The 24,330-nt window shown below is 62.2% G+C and carries 20 protein-coding genes and 1 pseudogene; 16 read left to right on the top strand and 5 right to left on the bottom strand.

Annotated features, from left to right (window positions below):
- Nucleotides 1-396: 396 nt before the first annotated feature.
- From ftsY to BINDI_RS06565, 3 genes and pseudogenes are all read left to right on the top strand, one after another.
- Nucleotides 397-1,332, top strand: a pseudogene (ftsY, locus tag BINDI_RS06575) (signal recognition particle-docking protein FtsY); the annotation flags it as partial.
- Nucleotides 1,333-1,567: 235 nt separating this feature from the next.
- Nucleotides 1,568-2,833 carry an ammonium transporter gene (locus tag BINDI_RS06570; RefSeq protein ID WP_033491123.1) on the top strand — a complete coding sequence of 422 codons (1,266 nt, stop codon included), beginning with the start codon at nt 1,568-1,570 and terminating at the stop codon, nt 2,831-2,833.
- Between the two features lie 21 nt (nt 2,834-2,854).
- The gene (locus tag BINDI_RS06565; RefSeq protein ID WP_033491125.1) at nt 2,855-3,193 is read left to right on the top strand and encodes a P-II family nitrogen regulator; all 339 of its coding nucleotides are present in this window, start codon (nt 2,855-2,857) and stop codon (nt 3,191-3,193) included.
- A 177-nt stretch (nt 3,194-3,370) separates the two neighbouring features.
- Here BINDI_RS06565 and BINDI_RS06560 read toward each other — a convergent pair whose 3' ends face one another.
- Nucleotides 3,371-4,753, bottom strand: coding sequence for an MATE family efflux transporter (locus BINDI_RS06560; protein ID WP_052109022.1), 1,383 nt, complete (start codon nt 4,751-4,753; stop codon nt 3,371-3,373).
- Nucleotides 4,754-5,179: 426 nt separating this feature from the next.
- Here BINDI_RS06560 and dnaB point away from each other — a divergent pair, with 426 nt between their 5' ends.
- From dnaB to BINDI_RS06540, 4 genes are all read left to right on the top strand, one after another.
- The gene (dnaB, locus tag BINDI_RS06555; RefSeq protein ID WP_045921614.1) at nt 5,180-6,595 is read left to right on the top strand and encodes a replicative DNA helicase; all 1,416 of its coding nucleotides are present in this window, start codon (nt 5,180-5,182) and stop codon (nt 6,593-6,595) included.
- A 38-nt stretch (nt 6,596-6,633) separates the two neighbouring features.
- Nucleotides 6,634-7,986 carry a Mur ligase family protein gene (locus BINDI_RS06550; protein ID WP_237742995.1) on the top strand — a complete coding sequence of 451 codons (1,353 nt, stop codon included), beginning with the start codon at nt 6,634-6,636 and terminating at the stop codon, nt 7,984-7,986.
- Between the two features lie 86 nt (nt 7,987-8,072).
- Nucleotides 8,073-8,840 carry a type 1 glutamine amidotransferase gene (locus BINDI_RS06545; RefSeq protein WP_033491277.1) on the top strand — a complete coding sequence of 256 codons (768 nt, stop codon included), beginning with the start codon at nt 8,073-8,075 and terminating at the stop codon, nt 8,838-8,840.
- 101 nt (nt 8,841-8,941) lie between these two features.
- A complete protein-coding gene (locus tag BINDI_RS06540) occupies nt 8,942-9,946 on the top strand; it encodes a glycerophosphodiester phosphodiesterase family protein (RefSeq protein ID WP_052109003.1) in 1,005 nt (334 codons plus the stop codon).
- A gap of 150 nt (nt 9,947-10,096) precedes the next feature.
- Here the strand turns inward: BINDI_RS06540 and upp are convergent, their stop codons facing one another.
- The 4 genes from upp to BINDI_RS06520 all read right to left on the bottom strand — a co-directional run bounded on the left by upp (nt 10,097) and on the right by BINDI_RS06520 (nt 15,318).
- Nucleotides 10,097-10,735: a uracil phosphoribosyltransferase gene (upp, locus tag BINDI_RS06535; protein WP_033491129.1), complete on the bottom strand. Its 639-nt coding sequence runs from the start codon at nt 10,733-10,735 to the stop codon at nt 10,097-10,099.
- A gap of 453 nt (nt 10,736-11,188) precedes the next feature.
- Nucleotides 11,189-11,863, bottom strand: coding sequence for a thymidine phosphorylase (locus BINDI_RS06530; protein ID WP_193345723.1), 675 nt, complete (start codon nt 11,861-11,863; stop codon nt 11,189-11,191).
- A gap of 28 nt (nt 11,864-11,891) precedes the next feature.
- A complete protein-coding gene (locus BINDI_RS06525; RefSeq protein ID WP_033491132.1) occupies nt 11,892-12,974 on the bottom strand; it encodes an NUDIX hydrolase in 1,083 nt (360 codons plus the stop codon).
- Between the two features lie 94 nt (nt 12,975-13,068).
- The gene (locus BINDI_RS06520; RefSeq protein WP_033491134.1) at nt 13,069-15,318 is read right to left on the bottom strand and encodes an RNA degradosome polyphosphate kinase; all 2,250 of its coding nucleotides are present in this window, start codon (nt 15,316-15,318) and stop codon (nt 13,069-13,071) included.
- Nucleotides 15,319-15,973: 655 nt separating this feature from the next.
- Between BINDI_RS06520 and BINDI_RS07210 the strand changes: the two genes are divergently transcribed.
- From BINDI_RS07210 to recR, 9 genes are all read left to right on the top strand, one after another.
- A complete protein-coding gene (locus BINDI_RS07210) occupies nt 15,974-16,972 on the top strand; it encodes a CpaE-like family protein (RefSeq protein ID WP_148302000.1) in 999 nt (332 codons plus the stop codon).
- A complete protein-coding gene (locus BINDI_RS06510) occupies nt 16,956-18,017 on the top strand; it encodes a TadA family conjugal transfer-associated ATPase (protein ID WP_237742937.1) in 1,062 nt (353 codons plus the stop codon). The genes BINDI_RS07210 and BINDI_RS06510 overlap by 17 nt, the downstream gene beginning before the upstream one ends.
- Nucleotides 18,014-18,673, top strand: coding sequence for a type II secretion system F family protein (locus BINDI_RS06505; protein ID WP_052109006.1), 660 nt, complete (start codon nt 18,014-18,016; stop codon nt 18,671-18,673). The genes BINDI_RS06510 and BINDI_RS06505 overlap by 4 nt, the downstream gene beginning before the upstream one ends.
- Nucleotides 18,673-19,212 (top strand): type II secretion system F family protein, encoded by a 540-nt coding sequence (locus BINDI_RS06500; RefSeq protein ID WP_052109008.1) that lies wholly within the window; start codon nt 18,673-18,675, stop codon nt 19,210-19,212. Before BINDI_RS06505 ends, BINDI_RS06500 begins: the two co-directional genes overlap by 1 nt.
- 400 nt (nt 19,213-19,612) lie before the next feature.
- Nucleotides 19,613-19,906 carry a DUF4244 domain-containing protein gene (locus BINDI_RS07795; RefSeq protein WP_148302025.1) on the top strand — a complete coding sequence of 98 codons (294 nt, stop codon included), beginning with the start codon at nt 19,613-19,615 and terminating at the stop codon, nt 19,904-19,906.
- 14 nt (nt 19,907-19,920) lie between these two features.
- Nucleotides 19,921-20,295: a TadE/TadG family type IV pilus assembly protein gene (locus tag BINDI_RS06490; RefSeq protein WP_148301999.1), complete on the top strand. Its 375-nt coding sequence runs from the start codon at nt 19,921-19,923 to the stop codon at nt 20,293-20,295.
- A gap of 193 nt (nt 20,296-20,488) precedes the next feature.
- Entirely contained in the window at nt 20,489-20,848 is a 360-nt protein-coding gene (locus BINDI_RS06485) for an Rv3654c family TadE-like protein (RefSeq protein WP_033491136.1), read from the top strand.
- A 53-nt stretch (nt 20,849-20,901) separates the two neighbouring features.
- Entirely contained in the window at nt 20,902-23,706 is a 2,805-nt protein-coding gene (gene dnaX / locus BINDI_RS06480; protein ID WP_033491137.1) for a DNA polymerase III subunit gamma/tau, read from the top strand.
- Nucleotides 23,706-24,308: a recombination mediator RecR gene (recR, locus tag BINDI_RS06475; protein ID WP_033491289.1), complete on the top strand. Its 603-nt coding sequence runs from the start codon at nt 23,706-23,708 to the stop codon at nt 24,306-24,308. The genes dnaX and recR overlap by 1 nt, the downstream gene beginning before the upstream one ends.
- The last annotated feature ends 22 nt before the right edge of the window (nt 24,309-24,330 follow it).

Genomic DNA, 24,330 nt, shown 5'->3' with positions numbered 1-24,330 from the left:
TCTCCTTCACCCGTCGTCGAGAGAATTGCGGATGTGGTTACCCGGTATCCGGTCCGTTGCCCGGCTTCTCCGCTGAACGTGTGACGGGCTATGCGTCTTGCCTTCCCCGTGTCCGTTCGCGACCCTAATCTTGTCGGTATGACTACGTCCTACCTGTTTATAGCCATAGCACTTGTCGTCGTTCTGGCCCTGGTCGTGGCAGGGGTATGTCTCCTGTCCAAGTCCCGGCACAAGAACGGGGACGGCTCGCAGCCCGCAGGGTCCGATTCGAATCCGGCGAAGCAGCAAGAGGTCCCGGGCAGGACCGAAAAGGGTTCCGACGGGGGCACGCGGGCATCAGGAGATGCCGCAAGGGGCCAGGACGGGGAACCCTCGAAGAGCGGGGTGTCTCTGGAACCGGAGTCTTCTGCCTCGCGTATGACCAGGCTCAAGGCCAAGCTGGCGAAGAGCCCCAACCCCTTCGGGAAGGCACTTTTTGCCATCCTCACCAAGGACCATCTGAGTGAATCCGACTGGGAGGAGGTTGAAGACACCCTGCTCATGGCGGATGTCGGGGCTGAGGCCAGTGAGCAGCTGGTCGATCAGCTGCGCTCGGATGCCCGGGTCAGTGGTGAGAGGGATCCCAAGGCGGTTCGTGCTGGTCTCAGGAAGCGGTTGATCGACCTGGTAGATCCCGGCATGGACCGAACCCTGGAGGCCGATAAGCCCGAAACCGGCAAACCCTCGGTCATCATCATGGTCGGGGTCAATGGAACCGGCAAGACCACGACGGCCGGCAAACTGGCACGCCTCTTCGTTGCCGATGGCAAGACGGTGGTCATGGGGGCCGCCGACACCTTCCGCGCCGCAGCCGCCGACCAGCTGGAAACATGGGGCAGCAAGGTGGGTGTTCCGGTCGTCCGCAGCGACAAGGAGGGTGCCGACCCGGCCTCGGTTGCCTTCGAGGCTTCATCCAGGGCCAAGGAGATGGGTGCCGACGTCCTGATTGTGGACACCGCCGGCAGGCTTCAGAACAAGGCCAACCTGATGGATGAGCTGGGCAAGATCCGCCGCGTGATCGAGAAGAACCTCCCCGTGGAGGAGGTCCTCCTGGTCCTGGATGCGACCACCGGGCAGAACGGGATGATCCAGGCCAGGGTCTTTGCGGAGGCCATCGGTGTAACGGGCATTGTCCTGACCAAGCTCGACGGTTCGGCCAAGGGTGGTATCGTAATCTCCGTTCAGCGGGAGCTGGGCGTGCCGGTCAAGCTGGTTGGTCTGGGCGAGGGGCCCGATGATCTTTCCCCCTTCAATCCCGAGTCCTTCGTGGATGGGATTCTGGGCGAGGAGTGAAGCCCTGCCGGTCGGCTCTGAGCCGGGTTGAACGAAGGTTGGACAGGAATACCGGGGATTACGTTCCGGTTACGGTTTCCCGGTCCAGGTTACTGATGGGAAACGAACGGTTGACCTGGATGAAACCCTTTGGCTGTTCTATGACCTTGAAGATGAACGACGATTGGCGTCGTCCGGGTCCGCCCGCCGCGACGCGGGACTTGACGGCTCCGGGCGTGGAAAGAGAGGTGTGAGCATGGATTCGGGAAATGCTGCATGGATGTTGATGGCCGCGGCCATGGTCTTCTTGATGACCCCCGCAGTGGCCTTCTTCTATGGAGGTATGGTCCGGGCCAAGGCCGTGCTGAACATGCTGATGATGTCAACGGTGGCCATTGCCGTCACGGGCATCATCTGGACTCTCTGGGGCTGGTCGATTGCATACGCGGGCAAGGATGTGGGTGGAATCTTCGGTGACCCGGTCACCGGCTTCCTCCTCAAGGACACGGTCACGGCCAAGGATGGGATTTTCACCTCGGTCGATCTGAAAGACGCCCCCTACCCCCACACCATCGATATCGCCTTCCAGGTCGCCTTCGCCATGATCTGCGTGGCCCTGATTTCCGGCGCCCTGGCAGAGCGCATCAAGGTCAGCACCTGGATGATTTTCGTGGCCCTCTGGATCACCTTGGACTATGCCCCCATGGCTCACATGGTCTGGAACAACGGTCTCCTCTCGGCTGACGGCGCCATCTCCAATGCCATCGGTGCCCCGGCGCACGACTTCGCCGGCGGTACGGTCATTCACATCAATGCGGCAGTGGCGGCCCTGGTCATCGTCATGATCATCGGGCGGAGGATTGGCTTCAAGAAGGAGCCCATGCGTCCCCACAACGTGCCCATGGTCATGCTGGGGGCCTTCCTGCTTTGGTTCGGCTGGTTCGGATTCAACGCCGGATCCGCTTTCGCGGCCAACGGCACCGCCGGGTACTCCTGGGTCTCCACCACCATCGCCGCCTCTGCGGCCACCCTGGGATGGCTCTTCACCGAGAAGATCCGTTCCGGGCACTACACCGCCATGGGCGCGGCCTCGGGCATGATTGCCGGCCTGGTTGCCATCACTCCGGCAGCCGATGTGGTTTCCCCCCTCTGGGCCATCGTCATGGGCCTGGTGGCCGGTGTGGTCTGCTGCTTCGCCTGCGGTCTCAAGTTCCGGTTCAACTATGACGACTCCCTCGATGTGGTCGGTATCCACGGAGTGGGTGGTGTGCTCGGCACCCTCATGGTCGGACTCTTCGGCGCGGGAACCGGTCTCCTGGCCGGTGGCGACTACAAGCAGCTGCTGGTACAGTTCCTGGTGGCGCTGATTGCCGTGATTTACGCCGCAGTCGTGACCGGGGTCATCGCCTTCGCCCTTGAGAAGACCGTCGGCTGGCGCGTCAGCGACAAGGAAGAGGTTGTCGGTGTCGACCAGAGCGACCAGGGTGAGAGCGCTTACGAATTCGCCCTGTCCGCCAATTAATCATCAAAGGAGTGTAGAGACATGAAGCTGATAACGGCAATTCTCCAGCCTCAGAAGTTGGAAGAGGTCAAAGAGGCACTCTCCCAGGCGGGTGTTCATGGCATGACCGTCTCCTCCGCAAACGGCTACGGTCGTCAGGGTGGGCACAAGGAGGTCTACCGCGGCGCCACCTACACGGTTGACCTGATTCCCAAGATTCGTGTGGAAGTGCTGTCCGATGACGCCAAGGCGCAGTCCCTGGTCGATGTCATCGTCCAGACCGCAGGCACCGACACGATTGGTGACGGGAAGGTCTGGGTCCAGTCCCTGGATTCAGTCACCCGTGTCAGGACGGGTGAAACAGGTGCCGCCGCCATCTGAGGGTGGCGCTGGCTGATGGATGACCGCCGACCAGGTCCCGGTAGGGGCTCGGTCGGCGGTTTTCGTATTTTGGCTGTCTCTGCAATCGGAGCGTTGAGTGGGGCGTGCAAGGGCGCACTGCGTCCAGGCGGAGTCCGGTTGTTGCGGCAGGGAGGGGATACGCCGGAAGAGATGGGGTCAGTCGGCCACCAAGGCCCGGTCCATCCATGTGTCCGTCCGTGCACGCAGGCCGTTGAAGATGGCACGGATGCCGATGAAGAGGATGTTGATCGCCCCCCACAGCATGGCGATCCGCCAGGTGTCCTCCCAGCCCTGCGCCAGGTTGGTCAGCCCCAGCAGGCAAGCCACATAGACCAGGGCCGTCAGTGAGCAGGTGGCGGCCAGATACCGGTAGTCCTCGGCTCCGATCAGGATTCCGTCCAGGGCCCACATCCAGCCTGCTATGGGCATGAAGACCCCCTGAACGATCATGCCGACGGTTATCAGGGAGCGGATGGCGGGGGTGGGACTGAAGAGCGGGGTGGCGAAGAGTCCCAGGGCAATCATGACCAGGCCCACCAGAACACCCATGATCATGCCGGCCTTTGCCGAGAGGTCCGTCATCATCCGAGCCCGTGCCTTGTGATGGGCCCCCAGTTCGGTTGCCACCAGGGACTGCCCTGCGATGCCAACGGCATCCAGCATGTTCAGGCCGAAGTTCCACGCCGAGTTGACCCCCTGATAGGCTGCCAGGACCCGTTCGCCCAGGTGGGCGGCCGCGACCACGGTCATGACCAGGCAGACCCGCAGGGCCAGGGTGCGCAGGAAGAGGGGGAAGCCGTCGCCCATGCTGCTGGCTATCCCGCTCATCCGGGGCCGCAGGCTGGCCCCCTCTCGCCTGGCCCAGATCAGGGCCGGGATGGTAAGGAAGAGACCCATGTACCACTCGGCGATCAGGGTGGCCAGGCCGGACCCGAGGATGCCCATGTGCAGCCCGAAAACGAAGAGCACCTCCAGGATTGTGTTCAGTATCGCCCCTGATATGGCGGCGACCAGGGTGATGTTGACCTTTTGCAGGCCGCGGAAGATGCCGTTGGCTGCATAGACCAGGAGCATGGCGGGCAGGCCGAATATCAGCGCATTCAGATACTGCTGGGCGGCGTCCAGGACCTGCCCCGAAGCTCCCATGACCGAGCAGAGCGGGCGGCTGAAGATCATCAGGATGGCACAGACCACCACCCCGATGATGAAGGCCAGCCACATACCGTCGATTCCGGTTTCCATCCCCTCCCTGCGGCGGCCCGCGCCCATCAGACGAGCAACCTGGGAGGTGGTCCCGTAGGCCAGGAAGACGCAGAGGCCGACGGTGGTCAGGACCACGGTCGATCCGATGGAAAGCCCCGCAAGGGCCGAGTCGCTGACGTGACCGACGATGCCCGTATCGATCATGACGAAGAGGGGTTCGGCGATTAACTGCCCGAAAGTGGGGATGGCCAGAGAGGCTATAGCGGCATAGGTGGAACGGGCTTGGCGTTTTCGGTCGGGCTTGTTCCGCGCCTGGTCCTGATCTGATGAAGTCACGGATGCCATGCTACAACCGGGCTTCGGTCCTCTTCCCGTTGGGGCCTCATCGTGGCTGACGCAAGAGGCACTACCACTGATGAAGAGCAGGCGCAACTGCCAGCCGCCGGAGAGAACTCTATCCCCAGGTTTTCCACACAGTTATACCCATGAGGTGGATAAGTCAGATACATATCCTCTATGACACGCCTAAAATGTGGATAACTTTTATTTTATGCACAATGGGGTGTGGCCCAGCTCACTTCACACGGTCATCCCTCTCGACATGCCTGTGGATGTGGAGTAATGGTGCCGAAGATTCCTGGTGTATTTGCGGTCCGAACCGGCCCCAGGGGTTTCCTGCCTTTGTACCTGGTCCGTAAAAGCCTTGGGCTAAAACCTGCCGAACCCTCGCAAGCGGTAGGTGCCGTCCGTAGAATCGAACCTATGGTTTCTGAAAACTCCACCGACTACACTCACCCCGAGCAGCGTCCGCCGCGAGAGGATGGCGGCTCGCGTGACGTGATCTTCGATCGGGTCCCCCCGCATGACGACGATGCCGAGATGGCCGTCCTTGGCGGGATGCTGATGAGCAAGGACGCCATCGGAGAGGTCAGTCAGATGATTGACGTGGCCGACTTCTACCAGCCCAAGCATCAGACCATTTATGAGGCCATCATCACCCTCTTCTCGGCCTCGCAGCCCGTGGATGCTGTTCTGGTGGCCAACGAACTCCTCAAATCCGGTGACCTGGACAAGATAGGCGGCACCGACTACCTCCACTCCCTGGTGGCCTCGGTCCCCACGGCGGCGAACGCTACCTACTACGCCGAAATCGTCCACCAGAGGGCCATCCTTCGCAACGTCATCGCCGCCGGTACCAAGATTGCCCAGCTGGGGTACTCGGCTGAAGGGTCCCAGGCTGAAGACATCGTCAACATGGCACAGGCCGAAGTCTACGAGATGAGTTCGGGCAAGGTCCGTCAGGATTACGAGGCCATCGGGCCGGTGGTCCACGACACCCTGGAGCAGCTGGACAAGCTGCAGAACGGATATGCCGAGCGTGGTGTGCCCACCGGATTCAAGAGCATCGACGATGTGACCCAGGGCCTTCAGCCCGGGCAGATGGTCGTCGTGGCAGGCCGCCCGGCCATGGGTAAGTCCACCCTGGGTATCGACTTCGCCCGTGCCGCCGCCCTTCACAACAACCTGACCACTGTCGTCTTCTCCTTGGAGATGAGCAAGACCGAGTTGGCCCAGCGCATCATCTCGGCCGAAACCGATATTCCCCTGGTCGCCCTGCGCAGGGCCGACGACATCACCCCTGAGCGTTGGAACACCCTCAACACCTTCTGGAGCAAGTTGCAGGAGGCCCCGCTCTTCCTGGATGATTCCCCCAACATGAGCCTGATGGAGATCAGGGCCAAGTGCCGCAGGCTCAAGCAGACCAATGACCTGAAGCTGGTTGTCATCGACTACCTCCAGCTGATGACCTCGGGCAAGCGGGTGGAGTCCCGCCAGCAGGAGGTTTCCGACTTCTCGCGCGCCCTGAAGCTTCTGGCTAAGGAGCTGGAGGTTCCGGTGGTGGCCCTGAGCCAGCTCAACCGAGGCCCCGAGATGCGTAACGATAAGAAGCCCATGCTGTCCGACCTGCGTGAGTCCGGCTCCATCGAGCAGGATGCCGATGCGGTCTTCCTGGTTCACAGGCCAGACTTCTACGACAAGGAGGACCGCCCGGGCGAGGCCGATATCATCCTGGCCAAGCACCGTAACGGCCCGACCGACACCTTCCAGCTGGCCTTCCTGGGCGAAAAGTCCAAGTTCAAGGACATGCCCCAGGATTACCAGCAGGGAGGGGTCTGATCATGATTCGGCAGGTCGCGACGGGCGAGGGGAGCCAAATGGGCATGACCCCCTCCCGGCACTGGTACTCCTTCCTGGCGCTGCCCGCAGGCAAGGCGGTCCGCGTCCTTTCCCGCCTTACCCGTCACGGAGGCTCCGCCCTTCCGGGCAAGGTGGTCGAACGGATCGACCCCACCTTCCTGGCCCGGACCCTTTCCCGTCTGCCCCGCGGCGTGGTCCTGGTCTCGGGAACCAATGGGAAGACCACCACCACCCGCATGGTCGCCTCCATGCTTGAATCTCTCGGTCTGAAGGTCTTCACCAACCCGACCGGCTCCAACTTCACCCGGGGTGTGGTCTCATCCCTGGTCTCCACCCTCGGCCCGGGTGGGAAGTTGGATGCGGACATAGCCGTTCTGGAACTGGACGAGGCCTACGCGGTCCACTTCGTCAGGCAGGTCAAGCCCCGCCATGCCCTCCTCCTCAACGTCATGCGCGACCAGTTGGACAGGTTCGGTGAAATCGATACCACTGCAGGTCTCCTGGCCCAGGTGGCCGAATCCACCACCGGCACCGTGGTCCTGAATCGGGAGGATCCGCGCATCTCCGCCCTGGCAGCGCAGACCCCTGCCCGGACCCGGGTGGCCTATTTCGGTCTGACCGATGACCTGCTGACCTATTTCCCGACTGATGACGACATGCATGCCCAGACCGAGACCAGGGCATCCGGGGAGGACGCGGATGTGCCTTCCCCGAGGCCCGGTCACTCCCTTCCTGCGGATGTGGTCCTGGAAAAGGTCATGGACCATAGGGCCGTCTTCCGGGTGGACGGCAGGCGGCTGGAGACGGATGTGCGCCTGGAGGGTGTATACAACCTCTACAATGCCGCGGCGGCCCTTGCCCTTGTCCGCTCCGTCCTGGCGGATAATGAGCCGGACGATGCCCGGTTGATGGAGGCCCTTGCCCAGGTGACCCCGGCCTTCGGGCGTGGTGAGGTCATCACCTATAAGGGGGCGCCGGTGGAACTGGTCCTGGTCAAGAACCCCATGGGATTCCGACTGGCACTTTCCTCCTTCGACCCTGATGGACGGGATACGATGATTGCCATCCGCGACGACTATGCCGACGGGCGCGATATGAGCTGGCTCTGGGATGTGGATTTCGCCTCACTCAGGAAGTCCGGTGTTGCTATGGTCTCCGGGACCCGGGCCTATGACATGGCCCTCCGCCTGGCCTATGAGCAGGTACCTGTTGATGCGGTCGATACCGATCTGGAGAAGGCCCTGGCCGCCTTCCTGGATGCTCATTCCGGCCGGCCCAAGCGAATCTACTGCACCTACACCTCCATGCTGCGTCTGCGGGCCGAGCTTGGCCGTGTGACCGAGGTCAGCGATGCCGGAGTGGGGGTATGAGCATGGAAGACACCGAGGTGGCCCAGATGGGCGCGGATGAGTCCCGGTCGAGCGAATCTGCCGGAAACGGAAAGGGGACGTCGAACATGGACCATCCACCCCTGCATGTCCTCTCCCTGTACCATCGCGACATGAACATCTACGGGGATTCCGGGAACATCCTCAGCGTGACCCGGCGGGCTGAGCTCTACGGGTTCCGGCCTATGATCCGGTACTACAATCCCGGTGACCCATGGCCTGACCAGGTCGATGTGATTCTCGGCGGCGGTGGTCAGGACCACGGCCAGGAGCGAATCATCCAGGACCTCCAGAAGAAAGGTTCCCTCCTCGCCGACCTGGCCGATCGGGGCACTCCCATGCTGATGATTTGCGGGCTCTATCAGCTTTTCGGCCATTACTTCGAGACCTCGGACCATGAACGCCTGGAGGGAATCGGCATCCTGGACGTGCACACCGTGGCCAGGTCGGACCGGATGATTGGCAATCTGGTTGAGCACAGTCCCGATTTCGGCCAGGTGGTCGGGTATGAGAACCACTCGGGTCTGACCTACCTGGGGGAGGGAGCCCAGCCTTTGGGGACCGTAGACCAGGAGGGGCGCGGCAACAACGGCAAGGACCACACCGAGGGTGCCCGCCGAAACAAGGTGATTGGCACCTATATGCATGGTTCCCTCCTCCCCAAGAACCCGGCCATCACGGACTATCTGATAGGGGCGGCCGCCGATGGACGGTATGGCGAAGGCTCTCTGGACCAGATGAAGCAGGCCATGACCGAGGACGCCGGGCAGGAACTGGCCCGTCTGGATTCCCTGGCCGAGCAGGCCAGCAGGATAGCCGTATCAAGACCCAGGTGAGGCCGGTGTGGCGGTAGCCGTCTGAATCGGATTCCCCTCATCGCACATATGCATTTGCGCGATGCTAGCGTGGGTGGTGATACATCCGTTGGCAGGAGGCGATGATGGGGTCGAAGAGACATTCAGTCGGCAAGGCCGCTCTGGGTCTGGGACTCGGGACCTTGGGGGCGTGGTGCTGGGCTTTGGCACCCGGTCTGCCGGTGGTGACCGGTCGGAGGAAACCCGTCGGTCTTTCCCGGAAGCCCTATGCCCATCGGGGATTGCATGATGCCGGATCGGGTATGGAGTCCGCCGAGCTCAGTCCCGGGCAGGAGGCCTATCGGAATCGGGTCCATGCATGTCTGGCGGCGGAGGTGCAGGTCGCTGACGACAAGGTGGTGGCACCCGAGAACTCCCTGGCGGCCTTCGAAGCCGCGTGCAAGGCCGGCTACGGTATCGAGTTGGATGTGCATCTGAGTCGCGACGGTCAGGTGGTGGTCATCCATGATGGGGACCTGCGACGGGTGGCGGGCGACAATCGTGCCGTGGCGGATCTGACCTATGCGGAATTGCAACGGATTCCCCTCCGCTCCGGAGCGACGGTCCAAGGCGGGAAATCAGCTGAGACGAGCGCCGGAAGCCCTGAGGCCCAATACGTGCCGCTCCTGTCCGATGTGCTTGCCCTGGTGGACGGCCGGGTGCCTCTGGTCGTCGAAATCAAGATGGATCGGGGGCTGGACCGGGAACTCATGCGCAAGACCGACGCCCTCCTGTCTGGTTATCAGGGGGACTATGTCATTGAATCCTTCAACGTCCTTGCCCTTGCCTGGTATCGGAAGCACCGGCCGGAGGTGACCCGGGGGCAGCTGGCGGTTCCCTATCGCGGTAGGGTGGATTCTCCTGATTCGGCCCTGCGGTGGATGGCCGGTTCCCTCCTCTTCAATTGGCTGGGGCGCCCGGACTTCGTGGCTTATGAATGGCATGGCGGGCATTCCCTGCCCATGCGCATCTACCGGTTCCTCGGCGGAACACCAGTCGCCTGGACCGTTCGCTCCGAGCGGGCTCAGGAGGAGTCCCGCCCGGACTTCGATGGAATCATCTTCGAGTCTTATCTGCCCGGGAACTGAACCGGCCATAAAGTCCGGAGACCACGGCGGCCAGGGCCAAGCCCAATCGCAAAAAGGTGCCACCACCCTATGCGGGGATGGTGGCACCTTCAGTGCAATCAGGGCGGAATCTATCGCGATGGTTGAGATTCCGCCCTATTGACGCTTGGTTCAGTCGATGACGCCGTAGAGACGGTCGCCGGCATCGCCCAGGCCGGGGACGATATAGGCGTGCTCGTTGAGTTTCTGATCGACTGCGCAGACCACGACCTTCAGATTGATGCTGGGGTCAACGTCCTGCTTCAGGCGCTCCAGGCCCTCCGGAGCGGCCAGGATGTTGATGGCGGTCACATCCTTGGCGCCGCGTTCTGCCAGATAGTGGGTGGCGGCGACCAGGGTGCCGCCGGTGGCCAGCATCGGGTCCAGGAGGAAGCACTGGCGACCGGAGAGGTCCTCGGGCAGGCGGTTTGCGTAGGTGACGATGTCCAGGGTGCTCTCGTCGCGCTTCATGCCCAGGAACCCGACCTCGGCGGTCGGCAGAAGGCGGGTCATGCCGTCGAGCATGCCCAGGCCCGCGCGCAGCACGGGAACGACCATGGGGCGAGGGGAGCAGAGCTTCTTGCCCACCATGGGTGCCACGGGGGTTTCGATCTGGCGGTCTTCGATGTCGAGATTGCGGGTGGCCTCATAGGCCTCCAGCATGACCAGCTCGCTGACCAGTTCACGGAAGGTGTTCGAGGGGGTGTTCTTGTCCCGCAGTACGGTCAGCTTGTGCTCAATCAGCGGGTGTTCCAGTACATGAAGTTCCATACCTTCTAGCGTAGCTCAGTCACTGGTCCGGTCCAAGAAAAGACGGGGTATTCCATGGCGGGCGTAAGCGAGTCCCCGATGCCGAGGCCGACTGCGATACGGCCACGGTGCCTTGCGGGTTGGTCAGAGTAAAGGAAAACGCCGAACCATGAAAGCGCCTGTCGGCGCAAACGCCGCTCGCAGCGGCAAAAAACGGAGCCCGGGGCTTAAGCATGGTCCGACGCATGCACCATTGTACGGCAAGAGTCCCAGCAGTCCAGATAGGAAACGCGCTTACTTTCCGGGATTCAAACTCGGGAGCAAGCGTCGAACAAACCTGCTCCAGGAGCCCTGCCGGGGAAATCCGGTCTGGGAATCGACATGTCTGCCGGAGACGTGGGCTGCCTGAGCCAGTCGTAGGGTGGGGCGGGTACCAGGGTTGACCGATTGAGCTGCGGAGTCAACCTTTGTGCCTTACTCCAGGCGGCCCCGGCGCCAGAGGGCCGCCCCGTGCAGGAAGTCCCGGGCGGTGCCGTTCAGGGATGAGGCTGTGCGGAGAGCGGCCTCATCCTGTTCGGATTTGGTTTCTGCAGTGCCTGTGGACCTGCGGCCCGAGGCCTTGATTCCTCTGGCTATGACATCGCAGAATGCCCCCGCACGCTCCAGGGCCACGGCGAAGTCACCGGTGAAGGCGCCGGAGAGGATGGAATCGGCGGTCCTGGCTATGTCGTCGGCCTCCGGGGCCGGGTCCACGCCGGCTATGGCCGAGGCGGCCGTATCGGTCGGTTCGCCAAGGCGCCAGAGCCGGGATATCCCGTCGGCGTCACGCCGCATCCAGGAGCGGAGCATATAGAGCCGCCAGAGGATGCCGGGCAGGGAGTCCGGATCGGTGTCGCTCCAGAGCTCCGCGATCAGGTCCACCCCCTCGCGGTCGACCAGGGTCAGTACCCGCTCCACCACCTCCGGATCCTCGGTATGGTGCACCTTGTCCAGGAGGGACGCGGCCGAGACATGGCTCATCTCGCTCACCTGCTGGGGGTCCATGCCTCCGGTGAGCTGGGCTGCCAGGGAAGGGTCCAGCTGCCCAGGTCGTGAGGGCCTGGACGACCCGGTACCGGAGGCCACGAAGCCGGTACGTGAGGGGCGGATGGAGGAGGACCCGACCTGTGAGTTGCTGTCAGTAGACAATTGGAGTCACCTTCTGTACATCGATGATGGATGGATGCGCGGGGTCACCTGTCAGGCTGAGCACGATGGCGCTGCCGGTGGGCATGAAGGGGGACCCTTCAGGTAGGCGTTTCGCCATGCCCTTGCTATTGCACAACCCGCGCAGGTGCTCGAAAATTCCACCCAGAACGGGCCGGTGCATGCAGACCATCGCGGTCCTGTCGCCCAGGCTCAGAAGGTCCGCCATCTGGTCATCCATCCACTTGACGGCCTGGGTCGGATTCCTCTTGAACGCTGATTCGGTCAGACACCCCGCCGTTGTCAGGTGCATGTTCGCTTCGTCTGTATAGGGTCGGAGGGTCTGTACGCAACGTACCCAGGGGGAACTGAGCGCCAGGTCCGGTGCGAAGACTACCAATTCCCGGGCCAGGGCGTAGGAGGCGGCGGCGCCTTTCGGTGTTATCGGACGGTCGGCATCCCTGCCGGTCCATTCCTTGCGCGGCACCGCCTTGCCGTGCCGGACGATGATGAACTGCCGGGCATTGAGCGCCCCCTCGTCCACCCTGTCGATGAAGGCGGCCAGGACGGCTCGATCACTGTGATGGGTCAGGAGGCCCCTGGCGGTTTGTACGCTGACCCAGCGAATCTGATCGACTTCCTTGACACGGGGTTTATGTATGGGACCCATGAGAGTACGTTGCCTCTCGGCCCGGTCCTCCCCGGCAGGGGTCGCCATCCAGTACCGGATGTGCTTGAGGCGGCCTCCCCTGGAACTGCTGCGCCTGCCTTCGCTTTCCAGGGGGTACTCCACATCAGTCAGGTAGGGGCCCAGGCGCGCGATCTGACCGGTCTCCTCACCCACCTCGCGCAGGGCGGCATGCATGTGGGTCTCCCGGTTTTCCAGCTTGCCCTTGGGCCAGCTCCAGTCGTCGTATTTGGGCCGGTGGACCAGGCAGAGCTCCAGGTCATCCAGGGCGGCCCGGGGGCTGGTGCCTGCTGGGGGTCTGCCATCATCGCTGAACTTCATCCAACCTCGGAAGTCCTGCCGACTTCTGTAGAGGATGGCCCCGGCGGCTTCGACGGACTGGCTCATAGTATGGCCTCCTTACGGGCCGGTCCATCCGGTCCATTTGGTGCCGGCAGCCTCCGTGAAAACCTCTGGAGGTTGCCGGCCAGGCCTCCGTCCTTCAACGGCGCCGGGACCTCAGCGCGCGGGTGTGCTTGTCGATCAGATACTCCTGGCAGTCCACCAGGGGGTCGCCCTTCTCGTTGTGGGAGTGGCGCACATAGGTGCCATCCGCCTGCATGTGCCAGGAGCTGGTCGTGTCGGCCATCTGCAGGTCCACGTACTCAATCAGCTCCTGGCCCTGGTCCGGCGCAGTGATACGGACCAGGGCCTCCACGCGCCGATCCAGGTTGCGGTGCATCAGGTCCGCCGAGCCTATCCAGACCTCTGGGCCCGACAAGGGCCCCTCGCCAATCTGTGGGCCCTGTGAGTTGGCAAAGGCGAAGATGCGGCTGTGCTCCAGGAAACGCCCCAGTATGGAGTGAACCCGGATGTTCTCGCTCAGCCCCGGTACTCCGGGCTTCAAGGCGCAGATACCGCGTTCGACGATGTCGATCTTGACCCCGGCCTGGCTGGCCCTGTAGAGGGCGTCGATGGTCTTTTCGTCAACCAGGGCGTTGACCTTGATCTTGATCCAGGCCTCTTTGCCGTCCAGGGCGGCCTCCTCTTCGCGGGCGATGCGCTGCAGGAGCCCCGACCTGACGGTGCGGGGGGCCACCAGGAGGCGGTGGAAGGAGGACTTGGGGGCATACCCGGAGAGCTGGTTGAAGAGCCTGGCAAGGTCCTGACCCACCACGGGGTCGCAGGTCAGCAGACCCAGATCGGTGTACTGGCGGGCGGTCTTCGGGTTGTAGTTGCCTGTGCCCACGTGGCAGTAACGCCGCAGGCCGTCTTCCTCCTGGCGGACCACCAGGGAGAGCTTGCAGTGGGTCTTGAGTCCGACGATGCCGTAGACCACGTGGACGCCGGCACGTTCCAGCTGCCGGGCCCAGGCGATGTTGGCCTCCTCGTCGAACCTTGCCTTGATTTCAACCAGGGCCAGGACCTGTTTGCCTGCGTGGGCCGCATCCACCAGGGCGTTGATGATGGGGGAGTTGCCCGAGGTGCGGTAGAGGGTCTGCTTGATGGCCAGAACCTTGGGGTCGGCCGCCGCCTGCTCCAGGAAGGCCTGTACCGAGGTGGAGAAGGAATCGTACGGGTGGTGCAGGAGAACGTCGTGCTCGCGGATGGCGGCGAAGATGTCCTGGGCCTGGCTGGATTCCACCTCGGCGATCTGCCGGTTGGTCGTCGGGATGAAGGGCTGGAACTTCAGGTCGGTCCGGTCGATGGACTGGAGCTCGAAGAGGACGGTCCAATCAAGGGGTGCCGGCAGACGGTATACCTCGTCCGGGTTGACCCGGAGCTTGGTGGCCAGGAGCTGGGAGAGGAAGGGGGAAGTGGTGTCCGAGATCTCCAGGCGTATAGGGGGGCCGAAACGGCGCTGGAGCAGTTCCTTCTCCATTGCGTTCAGGAGGTTCTCGGCATCGTCCTCCTCCACGTCGATGTCCTCGTTACGGGTGACGCGGAAGGAACGGGCCTCCTTGATGATCATGCCGGGGAACAGCGACTCCAAGTGGGCGATGATCAGGTTCTCCATGGTGATGAAGCCATAGCGCTCGTCGCGACCCTCCTCGTCGGTCAGATCGTCGACGGGGACCAGGCGGGAGAGGTTGTCGGGAATCTTGACCCGGGCGAAATGGGTCTTGCCCGAGGTCGGGTTCTCGACCAGGACGGCCAGGTTCAGGGAGTTACCCGAGATGTAGGGGAAGGGGTGGGCCGGGTCCACTGCCAGAGGCGTCAGGACCGGGAAGACCTGGTTGCGGAAGAAGCTTGAAAGACGCTCCTGCTCCTGGCTGCTGAGCTGCTTCCAGCTGAGCAGGATGATGTGCTCCTTGGCCAGGCCGGGCAGGATGTGGTCGATGACGTAGTGGGCCTGCTCTTCCTGGAGTTTGTGGGCCTGCTCCGATATGGCGCGCAGCTGCTGGCGGGGGCTGAGACCACTGGCTGCAGTGACGGCGATACCCGTGTCCACACGACGCTTGAGTCCGGCCACGCGGACCATGAAGAACTCATCCAGGTTCGAGGCGAAGATCGCGGCGAAATTCGCGCGCTCCAGAAGGGGGACCGTCTCATCCTGAGCCAGCTCAAGCACACGCTTGTTGAACTTGAGCCAGCTGATTTCGCGGTCGAAATAGCGGTCCTCCGGCAGGGGTGCTTCCGGCTGGCCGTGCCTGACTGCGGGGCGGCGGGACTGCTTGTCGGTCTCGGCTATGTGCTCCGCAATCTGGCTCTTGAGTAGGGCCTTGGAGGGTGCGTCGAATTTCTGAACCATACTATAGAACTCTATTCCGTAGTGTGGTCCGGGGCAATCCGCTGAATGGCGATAGTTCACGACGCATGGAAAAGGGCGGCCCCCGAAAGGGCCGCCCTGCAAGGTCTGCTCCAGTGGAATCTCTGCACAACATCGTCGTTGCAACGGTTAAGTCTGCAATGCCCGTTCAACGCATTGGTCCATGTGGCCATACACTTTGTGGGCTTCCACTCTGTTGAGTTTTCCTTGTACTTGGTATTATGCCAGGTTCTTCAGGGGGTGCAAGCCTTGCCGGAGACCCTCTGAGGGATGGGAGGTTCTGTTCGGTACGGTGCGAATGAACAGTCCCACAAGGAGGGCGATGGTCGTTTCGAATTGGCCTGTGTTCACATATGTGCTGAATCGGGATTGAGTCTACAGGTTTCGTTGCAATTTCAGGCGTGTCGCGGTTTTGCGGTCTGGGAGGTCCCAATCGGGCATTGTCGCTTGTGCGGGTTGCATCCAGTCCTCTTGTTCTCCGGCCTCCTCCTGCTTTTCCTGTCTGTCGGTACACACTTGACCACATGGATCTCGCCTCCTGGTCCAGGCGCGGATGCGCATGTGTACTTGCGTGTATTGGCAGTTGGATATCGGAAATCGGGTCAGGTCTGGACCGAGTGAGGCAGGTGGTGACGTCATGGGAATCTCGAACAGGGCGGATAAGACTGGCGCCGCCAATCGTAGGCCGTCTGATGGGGGTCTGGCTGGTCGCCCTGGCGGAAGGGGCGAGGGGTTGCGTGGCCTGGTCTTCCTCTGTGCTTCGGGCGGGGTGGGGTTGACCACCTTGGTTGCCCTGGTGGCAAAGAGTCTGGCAGGGCGTTCCCATGTTTGCGCCTTGGCTGATCTGGATTTGACCGGTGGGGGAATGGATGTCCTTCTGGGAATCGAAGGTGTGCCAGGCCTACGACTTGAACAGATTCGTGCTCCACTGGGAAGGATGGACTCCCGGGCTTTGATGGAGGAACTTCCCGTCTGGGACGGTATCCCTGTCCTGAGCAATGATCCCTGGAATGGCCCTGCACCGGGCTGGTGGGATATGGATGCGGCCTTGAAAGCCATGTCGGGTTTTGCTGAGCTGCTTCTTGTTGATGCCGGACGGGGAACCGGTCTGCGGACTCTGCGTTCGATAGCGGGGTTGCCCCGGGTGCTCTTGGTTGATATGACCGTCCTGGGGCTGGCCAGAGCTCGATCTCTTCTTGCTGGTTCCAAGCCGCCGGGAGGGGTGAGCAGGGAAACCGCTGATGCGCATGAGGGTTCCGATGCTCACTGGGCTGGTCAGGTGGATATGGGCAGGGGGAGGCGAGCACCGGGCTCGACTGGAAGGGATGTGGCTGGGGGAGTCCCAGCCGGGTCAGAATCTGGCGGAGCGAATCCGATTGATGTGGATCCCTTGGTGGTCATAGGCGTCCGGCCACATGTTGGGCGGTCATCCGACCTGGTCGGGCAGGATGAGGCGGCTGATTTCCTTGGGCTCCCGCTCATCTGTGTTCTGAAATCTGAAGCTTCGCTGGCTGGTTCGGTTCAATCGGGTCTGGGTTTACGGAAGATACCGCGGTCATATCAGAAGGCTCTCAAACCTCTTATCGATGTGATTGAGGATTCCCTTCCATTCCGTTCGGGTGGCATCGGTGGTTGAGGGATGGGAGTCGAGGTTGACCTTCGGGTACCTGAACGATTTGGTGCAGGACTCGGCCGTCACGGATATCGCCGTCACCGGAGAAGGAAGGGTCTGGGCTGACAGGGGGAGGGGCATGGAGGAAGAGATGCTGGAGCCTGGGTTTGCATCGCCCGGGGCCGTCCGCGATTTTGCGGTCCAGCTCTGCTCCCAGCTGGGCAAGCGGTTGGACGATGCCCGCCCTATTGCGGATGCCTCAAATGAGGCGGGCATCCGTATCCATGCCGTGTTGGCCCCGCTGGTCCCCTCCGGGGCCTCCCTGTCCATACGACTTCCCTCACGTCGCCACCCTGGCTTGGAGGAGCTGGTCGCTTCGGGGCTCTGCCCCTATAGCTGGCTCTTCATTCTCAAAGCCCTGGTGGTGAACCGTGCCACTCTCCTGGTCACCGGGGGAACGGGGGTGGGCAAGACCACTCTCCTGCGGTCCCTCTTGGCGCTCTGCCCACCCTGCGAGCGACTGGTCACCGTTGAGGAGGTGCGTGAGCTGGGCACCATCGCAGGGCATGGCAACCAGGTCGCTCTGGCTGCGCGGGAGTCCAATGTGGAAGGGGCAGGTGCCGTTGGACTGGTCGACCTGGTCAAGGCCACCCTGAGAATGCGGCCGGACCGAATCATCCTGGGGGAGTGCAGGGGTGAGGAGGTATCCGACCTCCTGAGAGCCTTTAACTCCGGACATACGGGAGGGATGGTCACCCTCCATGCCGACAGCGTGGAGCGGGTTCCCTCGCGGCTGGCCTCTCTGGGCCTTCTGGCTGGTCTGAGACCCACTGCAATGGCTGCCCTGGCCGAAGGGGCGTTCGATGTGGTGATTCATCTGGAGCGCGACGGGGGCCAGCGCCATATTGCACAGATAGGAAGGTTGACCATGGGGAGGGAGGGGGCGTTGGTGGGTCTGCCGGTCTGTACATGGTCGGGAAAAGGCCAGCCCCGATACGGTCCAGCCTGGGGTCCATTTGCCAAACAGTGGGGAATCAGGACCGGCACCGGGGATCGAGGCGGGGGATGAACGCCGACCTGCTTTCCTTCCAATTCAGTGTCCTGATTCTGATTGCAGGGGTGCTTGTTCTGTCGAGTCGAGGTGATGCCAGGCGCCGTCTGGAATCACTGACCAGGAAGAAGGCCCTGAATGCCGAGGCTGAAGGGTCGGCGGTCCTGATTGCCTCCCTGGTTGCCCTGGTCCGTAACGGCAGTGGTCTGGTGGAGGCGTACGAGGAGTTGTCCGACCAGCGGTTTGCCACCAAGGAAGTCACCTATGACCGTGTTCACACCATGCTTCGGGAGTGGTGTTTACCCGCTGAACAAGATGAGGGCATGGAAGCTATTGCCGTTGCCCTGGTGGCTTCGTATCGATTGAGTGCCGATTCGGGGTGCCGGCCTTCGGACTGTCTGCGGGTGGTGGCCGACATGCAGAAACGTCAGGCTGCGATGAAGGATGCCCGTGACGGGGCCTTTGCCATGCCCAGGGCCACGGTGAAACTCCTCTCTGGTCTGCCGATTCTTACCGTTTTCCTAGGTGAGCTGATGGGTGCGCATCCGCTGTTCTTCCTTTTCCGGCCAGGCGCAGGATTGGGTTGTCTGGTTGTGGGGACCTGTTTTTACTGTGCCGGACTTATCTGGATGCGGGGGCTGCTCGACGGACTGGAGAAGGGGGAATCACTGTGATGAAGGCGTTGGGGATTGCCGTGCTGGTTGCTCTTGCGAGGGCGTTGTTCCGTGACCCGGTCGCGCTGCGCTCGCGGTTGGGATGTGGCGGGAGGGTCAATCCTCCGCTCACGCTGGTTCTGGAGATGGTGGCGGTAAGCCTGCGTCAGGGTGCCTCGATTCCTTTTGCTCTGGAGGGTGTGGGGCGCACCCTTGGCGGTGCCTATGCGGAGACCATGATTCGGGTGGCCCGGTTGCTGGTCGAGGGCAATGACTGGTATTTTTCCTGGGCGCAGGCCATGAGGCATCCCCGGATCGGAGAGGCGATGACGGTTCTTTCGGGTTGTTTGGAATCCTCATGGTTACATGGAACTTCGCCCCTGAACCGGATGGACACCACCATTGAACAGGTGGAACGGAAGGCCCGCAGTCGACTGGATCAGGAGACTGCCAGGCTATCCATCCGGATACTGATGCCCACCGGGCTTTGCATCCTGCCGGCCTTTGTCCTCATCGGTGTCATTCCCTGTATTGCTGCCTTTGCGGGCGGGATGTTCTGAATCGAGCGTCTCGGCTGGGATATCTTCCACCTTGCTCCCCATTGTGCGGTGCTTCGCGCGCTTTCCTCGACGGTCCGTCTTTGGGGTCTAGGCCATTCCGGTTTCTTGGATGCCTCGAAGATAGGTCACGCGTGAGCGGCAATCCACGAAGAATTTCATCGGTGCTCATTTGACCACATGTGCATTGTCGGAGATCTTGCACGGCGCAACCGAGGCAGAGTGGGAGACGTCAGACGGGGAGGTTCCTTGGAATTAGCGGAACCCGATTGATTGGGGCTTACGAAAATGAAAGGTGGCTGTAATGACAAGTATGCAATCGGTGGTTAATGGTCAGGATTCCTGTAGTGAAGGAATCGAATCCACCCAGCTTGAGGAGTGCGCTGATGCCGAAGTGACTACCATGCCCAACGGGGGTCGTGGATTCGCTGGACTGAAAGCGGTACGGGCGAGATTGTCCCAGAAAGTGTATGACTTGGTTCGCCGTCTGCATCTTATGGTTCTCGTGCTGATTCGACGAGGTGCCGTCAGGTTGAAGGTGCTGACCTCGCGGCCAGAGTCCGGAGCTGCGACGGCCGAGTATGCCGTGGTTCTGATAGCAGCGACGGCCTTTGCCGGTCTGCTCCTGGTCATACTCAAGTCCGATACCGTGCGTTCCCTCCTGTCGGCACTGGTCAAACAGGCCCTGAGCGTCTGATGGTGGGCCAGGATATGGCAAGACCGGGTGGGCGCAGCCAGCCGGAGAAAGACGGATCTGATTCGGGGACGGTAACGGCGGAGTTCGCCATAGTGCTTCCGGCTGTCATGGCTTTGGCCATACTGCTCCTGGCCCTGACCCAGACCGTTCGCACCGGCATGATCTGTCAGGAAGCCGCTAATGCCGCGGCCCGTGAAGTGGTGGTTCACCAGGGTGGGGGCGACCCGGCCGCAATTACGGCCCGGATGGCCGGGGGCTCTTCTGTTTTGTCGCGCGAACGTTCCGGTCACCAGGTCCGGGTCACCCTCTCCTGCCCCCTTGTCTCCACTCCGCTTGGGGTTCTGCCTCCCCGTATCCAGGGCAGGGCCGTAGCGATTCTCGAGGAGTGAGGCTGTGGCTGTTGAAGGGAACCGTTTCCACCGACCGGCCCCAGCTGACGTCCGGAGGGATTCGCGCCGGGTGGAATCAGAGGCTGCTGAACCAGGGCAGATGGTGTTCGACGGGCGCGAACGGTCGGACTGTTCGTCGCTTCCCGGCAGTAGAGCAGGACGGTGTCGCTGGTGCAAGGCAGGAGCTGGCTCCGTGAGGCCGTGGTGGGATGGTGCAGATAACGGGTCCGGGTCGGTCTTGGGTATCGTTCTTGTTTCCTTGGCAGCGATGGGGCTGGTGCTTGTCGCTATGGTGGGGAACCTGCTCATCTGCCGGGGCAGGGCGCAAACGGCAGCCGATGCAGCAGCCCTGTCCGCCGCGACGGCCTTGTACGAAGGCAGGGACTCACCCTGTGTCCGGGCCGCGTCCGTGGCTGCCGCCAATAAGGGGACCCTGACAACCTGTACGGTTGAAGAGGAGGATGTCCTGGTCGATGTCGGGGTTGATACCTCGGTTCTCATCGTTCCCAGGGTGGTCCAATCGTCTCGCGCCGGGCCGGTCGACTGCGGCTGAGGCGAACGGCGGCTAAAAGCGAACGTGTCTAAAGAAATGGATAGCCTTGAATCATGGCATTAGCACTCTATAGGCGGTATCGTCCTGACACATTTGACGGCATTATCGGTCAGGGCCAGGTCACGGTACCCCTGTCTCGGGCACTGGATGAGCACAAGCTCACCCATGCCTACCTCTTCTCGGGTCCCAGAGGATGCGGGAAGACCAGTAGTGCGCGAATCTTCGCCCGGTGCATCAACTGCGCCGAGGGTCCCACCAGCCACCCCTGTGGGGAGTGTGACAGCTGCAAGGACCTGGCCACAGGCGGCCCGGGGTCAATCGATGTGGTGGAGATTGATGCGGCCAGCCACAACGGGGTCGATGATGCAAGGGAACTCAGGGAGCGTGCGGGATTCGCGCCTGTGCGTGACCGGTACAAGATATTCATCCTCGATGAGGCCCATATGGTCACCCAGCAGGGATTCAACGCCCTGCTCAAGATTGTCGAAGAGCCGCCAGAGCATGTCATGTTCATCTTTGCGACCACCGAACCGGAAAAGGTCATCGGCACGATCCGGTCCAGGACCCATCATTACCCCTTCCGTCTGGTTCCCCAAGAGGTCATGGGTCCGTATCTGGAGGGAATCTGCTCCAAGGAGGACATCAAGGCCGAGCCTGGTGTGCTGAAGCTGACCATGCGGGCAGGCGGCGGTTCCGTGCGCGATACCCTCTCCGTTCTGGACCAGCTTATGGTGGGGGCCGTGGACGGTGCCATCACCTATGACTCGGCCGTGGCCCTCCTGGGCTTCACCCCCGAATCCCTGATTGGTGAGGCGGTGGATGCCCTGATCAACCATGACGGGACCGGCCTGTATGGAGTAATCCAGAAAGTGGTGGTTGGCGGATTCGAACCGCAGCGGTTTGTCGAGGATCTCCTGGCCCGTGTCCGCGACCTCCTGGTGTTGAAGTTGGCCGGTGACAAGGCCGAGAGTGTGCTGAGCGAGGACTCCGATGCCGATCAGGTCGCAGACCTGCACCGCCAGGCGGACGCCCTGGGATTGACCACCTTGACTTCGATGGCCGACTGTATCAATAAGACCCTGGCCAGCATGAACGGGACCACCTCGCCCCGAATGCGGCTGGAATTGCTTGCGGCGCGTCTCCTTGCCATAGGGTGTGAACCCATGGAGGCCCCTCAGCAGGCCCGGTCTGCCGACTCTGCGGCCACCAGGCCGGCCGTGCCTGCTCGGTCAGGTTTTATCGGATCCGGCAACCGTACCGGTCAACAGGAACGCAATAACCCTGAAGCAATGCCGGACAAGACCGCATCGCAGATACGTTCCAGCGATGGGCCGGTCCAGTCCCCAACCCAGCAGGCCCCAAGCACCAGGCAATCCCAGACTGCCGACCAGACCGGCCCGGCTCGTTCGGAATCTGGAGCGCAGTCGGATACTGCTCCACAATCCTCTCCTGCTCCGCAGGGCTCGTCCTCTGTTGCAGATGGACAGGAACCGATTCCAAGCGGAGCCGAGCTGGACAGGCGTTGGGATGCCCTGGTTGCCGCCTTGCCGGATGAGGTCCGCGATTATGTGACCAGGAGCAAGGTGCCTACCGTGTCCTTGAAGACCGGTTCCTCAGGTAGGCAAATGCTGGCCATGACTTTCGACAGGCCACTGAGCCAGCACGCCTTCGCCATGGCTGTAACCTCCCAGAGCGTGGATGGCGAGACCAAGGTTCCCAAGATCGTCATGGTCCGGGCTCGGCAGGAGTTCGGCGACAAGACCATGATTGCCCCCTCCGGGACGGCCGCCAATGGTGAGCAGGTGGAGTCGGTCGCCAAGATGACGCCACAACGCCGTGCCGAGGTGAAGAAGGAAGTCGCCTTGGCGCGCGCCAACCTGTCGACCATGAATCTGGATTCGGCCGTCATGCCTCACGCCGCCTCCGACATGAACCACACGGGACGCGACACGGCAGGCACCAAGAGTGAAACCGGTGGGAAGAAGTCCCCTGCCGGTGACCAGGCAGAATCCGGCGACGGATCGGATGACGCCCACCACCCAGGAAGACCTACCGGCCCGGAAACGGCAGTAGGCCAGGTTGTTCCGGAGGGGCGAGCCGCTCCGGACATGGAGGCGGATTCGGCCAAGCAGTCGGCTTCCGGCCCCCTGCCGGCAGCAGGATTCGGCTCAACAGACTCCTATATGCAGGATGATGAGGATGACCCTTGGGCCCATCCGACACCTGTGCGAGCGACCGGGGAATCCGGCGACCGAAAGCAGGATGAACAGCCCGAGGAACATGAGACCAAGAAAGTCGCCGTTCCTGATCTGAGTGATGATATTGATCCCTGGGCGGTTCCCGAGCAGGCAGCTCCTGCTGCTGAGTCGGGTTCGGCTCCGATTGATTCCAGCGGGAGCACCGTGCCTGCCGCTGGGGATGCGGCCGCTGGCCTATCGTCCGGCAGTGCTGAGCGGATGACCGGGGATGAGGACGGGCAACCAGCAGGTAACCCTCAGAGCGGCCTTCGGCAGCAGCCGCAGACCGTTCCTGTCGGCTTCCAGAGCGAGCGATCCGACGTGGCCATGCCGTCGAATCAGACGGTCGCTGGGCAGGATTCCGGCCCGCAGTCTGGCGGTCCCGAATCACCGGATGAGTCCGGATCGGATCTGGGTGGAACTCCCGCGCCTGCAGATGTCAGCCCTGATGAAGACGTCTACTCAATGCAGGATGCCCGGTTGGGGGCCGATATGACCCTGAACCAGGATGACCTGGCCAAGATGTTCGATGTATCCAAGGTCGAGGACTTCTCCGCCGACGATCCAGCCAATCCGCTGAATGTGCAACGCAGGCGACAGGAACGACAGGCGGGTGAATGATGGCGGGAACCTATGACGGAGCCATTCAGGATCTGATTGACTCATTTGCCAAACTCCCCGGGATAGGGCCTAAAGGGGCGCAACGGATAGCCTTCCACCTTCTGGGTGTGGACAGGCAGAGTGCCCAGGACCTGGCCGATGCCATCATTACGGTCAAGGAGAAGGTCCGCTTCTGCGAGATCTGTGGGAATGTCTGTGAAACCAGTCCCTGCCCAATCTGCCAGGATCCTCGCCGCGACCGGTCCGTCATCTGCCTGGTCGAGGAGCCCAAGGATGTGATGAGCATCGAGCGGACCGGCGAGTACCGCGGTCTGTACCACGTTCTGGGCGGGGCCATTGACCCCATGTCCAACGTGGGGCCTGGCGACCTGCGAATCCCTGAGCTGTTGCAGAGGCTCAAGTCGGGCGAGGTCAAAGAGATCATCCTGGCACTGGACCCCAATATCGAAGGCGAAGCCACAACCACCTACCTGGCCCGGCTCCTGGATCCATTGGAAATCACAGTGACCAGGCTGGCCAGTGGTCTGCCTGTAGGCAGCGATCTGGAGTATGCGGACGAAATAACCTTGGGGCGGGCCATCTCCGGTCGTCGTGCGGTCTGAAACGAGGCCGACGACCGGGCCA

Origin of the sequence: Bifidobacterium [indicum] DSM 20214 = LMG 11587 (assembly GCF_000706765.1) — a bacterium.
Taxonomy (GTDB): Bacteria; Actinomycetota; Actinomycetes; order Actinomycetales; family Bifidobacteriaceae; genus Bombiscardovia; species Bombiscardovia coryneformis.
Note: the sequence above shows the minus strand (reverse complement) of the source record. Positions and strands in the feature narration are given on the sequence as shown.

Coding starts and splice junctions, on each gene's coding strand:
- BINDI_RS06570 (WP_033491123.1), top strand. CDS start 1,568: ATGGATTCGGGAAATGCTGCATGGATGTTGATGGCCGCGGCCATGGTC.
- BINDI_RS06565 (WP_033491125.1), top strand. CDS start 2,855: ATGAAGCTGATAACGGCAATTCTCCAGCCTCAGAAGTTGGAAGAGGTC.
- dnaB (WP_045921614.1), top strand. CDS start 5,180: ATGGTTTCTGAAAACTCCACCGACTACACTCACCCCGAGCAGCGTCCG.
- BINDI_RS06550 (WP_237742995.1), top strand. CDS start 6,634: ATGGGCATGACCCCCTCCCGGCACTGGTACTCCTTCCTGGCGCTGCCC.
- BINDI_RS06545 (WP_033491277.1), top strand. CDS start 8,073: ATGGACCATCCACCCCTGCATGTCCTCTCCCTGTACCATCGCGACATG.
- BINDI_RS06540 (WP_052109003.1), top strand. CDS start 8,942: ATGATGGGGTCGAAGAGACATTCAGTCGGCAAGGCCGCTCTGGGTCTG.
- upp (WP_033491129.1), bottom strand. CDS start 10,735: ATGGAACTTCATGTACTGGAACACCCGCTGATTGAGCACAAGCTGACC.
- BINDI_RS06525 (WP_033491132.1), bottom strand. CDS start 12,974: ATGAGCCAGTCCGTCGAAGCCGCCGGGGCCATCCTCTACAGAAGTCGG.
- BINDI_RS06520 (WP_033491134.1), bottom strand. CDS start 15,318: ATGGTTCAGAAATTCGACGCACCCTCCAAGGCCCTACTCAAGAGCCAG.
- BINDI_RS07210 (WP_148302000.1), top strand. CDS start 15,974: ATGGGAATCTCGAACAGGGCGGATAAGACTGGCGCCGCCAATCGTAGG.
- BINDI_RS06505 (WP_052109006.1), top strand. CDS start 18,014: ATGAACGCCGACCTGCTTTCCTTCCAATTCAGTGTCCTGATTCTGATT.
- BINDI_RS06500 (WP_052109008.1), top strand. CDS start 18,673: ATGAAGGCGTTGGGGATTGCCGTGCTGGTTGCTCTTGCGAGGGCGTTG.
- BINDI_RS07795 (WP_148302025.1), top strand. CDS start 19,613: ATGCCCAACGGGGGTCGTGGATTCGCTGGACTGAAAGCGGTACGGGCG.
- BINDI_RS06490 (WP_148301999.1), top strand. CDS start 19,921: ATGGCAAGACCGGGTGGGCGCAGCCAGCCGGAGAAAGACGGATCTGAT.
- dnaX (WP_033491137.1), top strand. CDS start 20,902: ATGGCATTAGCACTCTATAGGCGGTATCGTCCTGACACATTTGACGGC.
- recR (WP_033491289.1), top strand. CDS start 23,706: ATGGCGGGAACCTATGACGGAGCCATTCAGGATCTGATTGACTCATTT.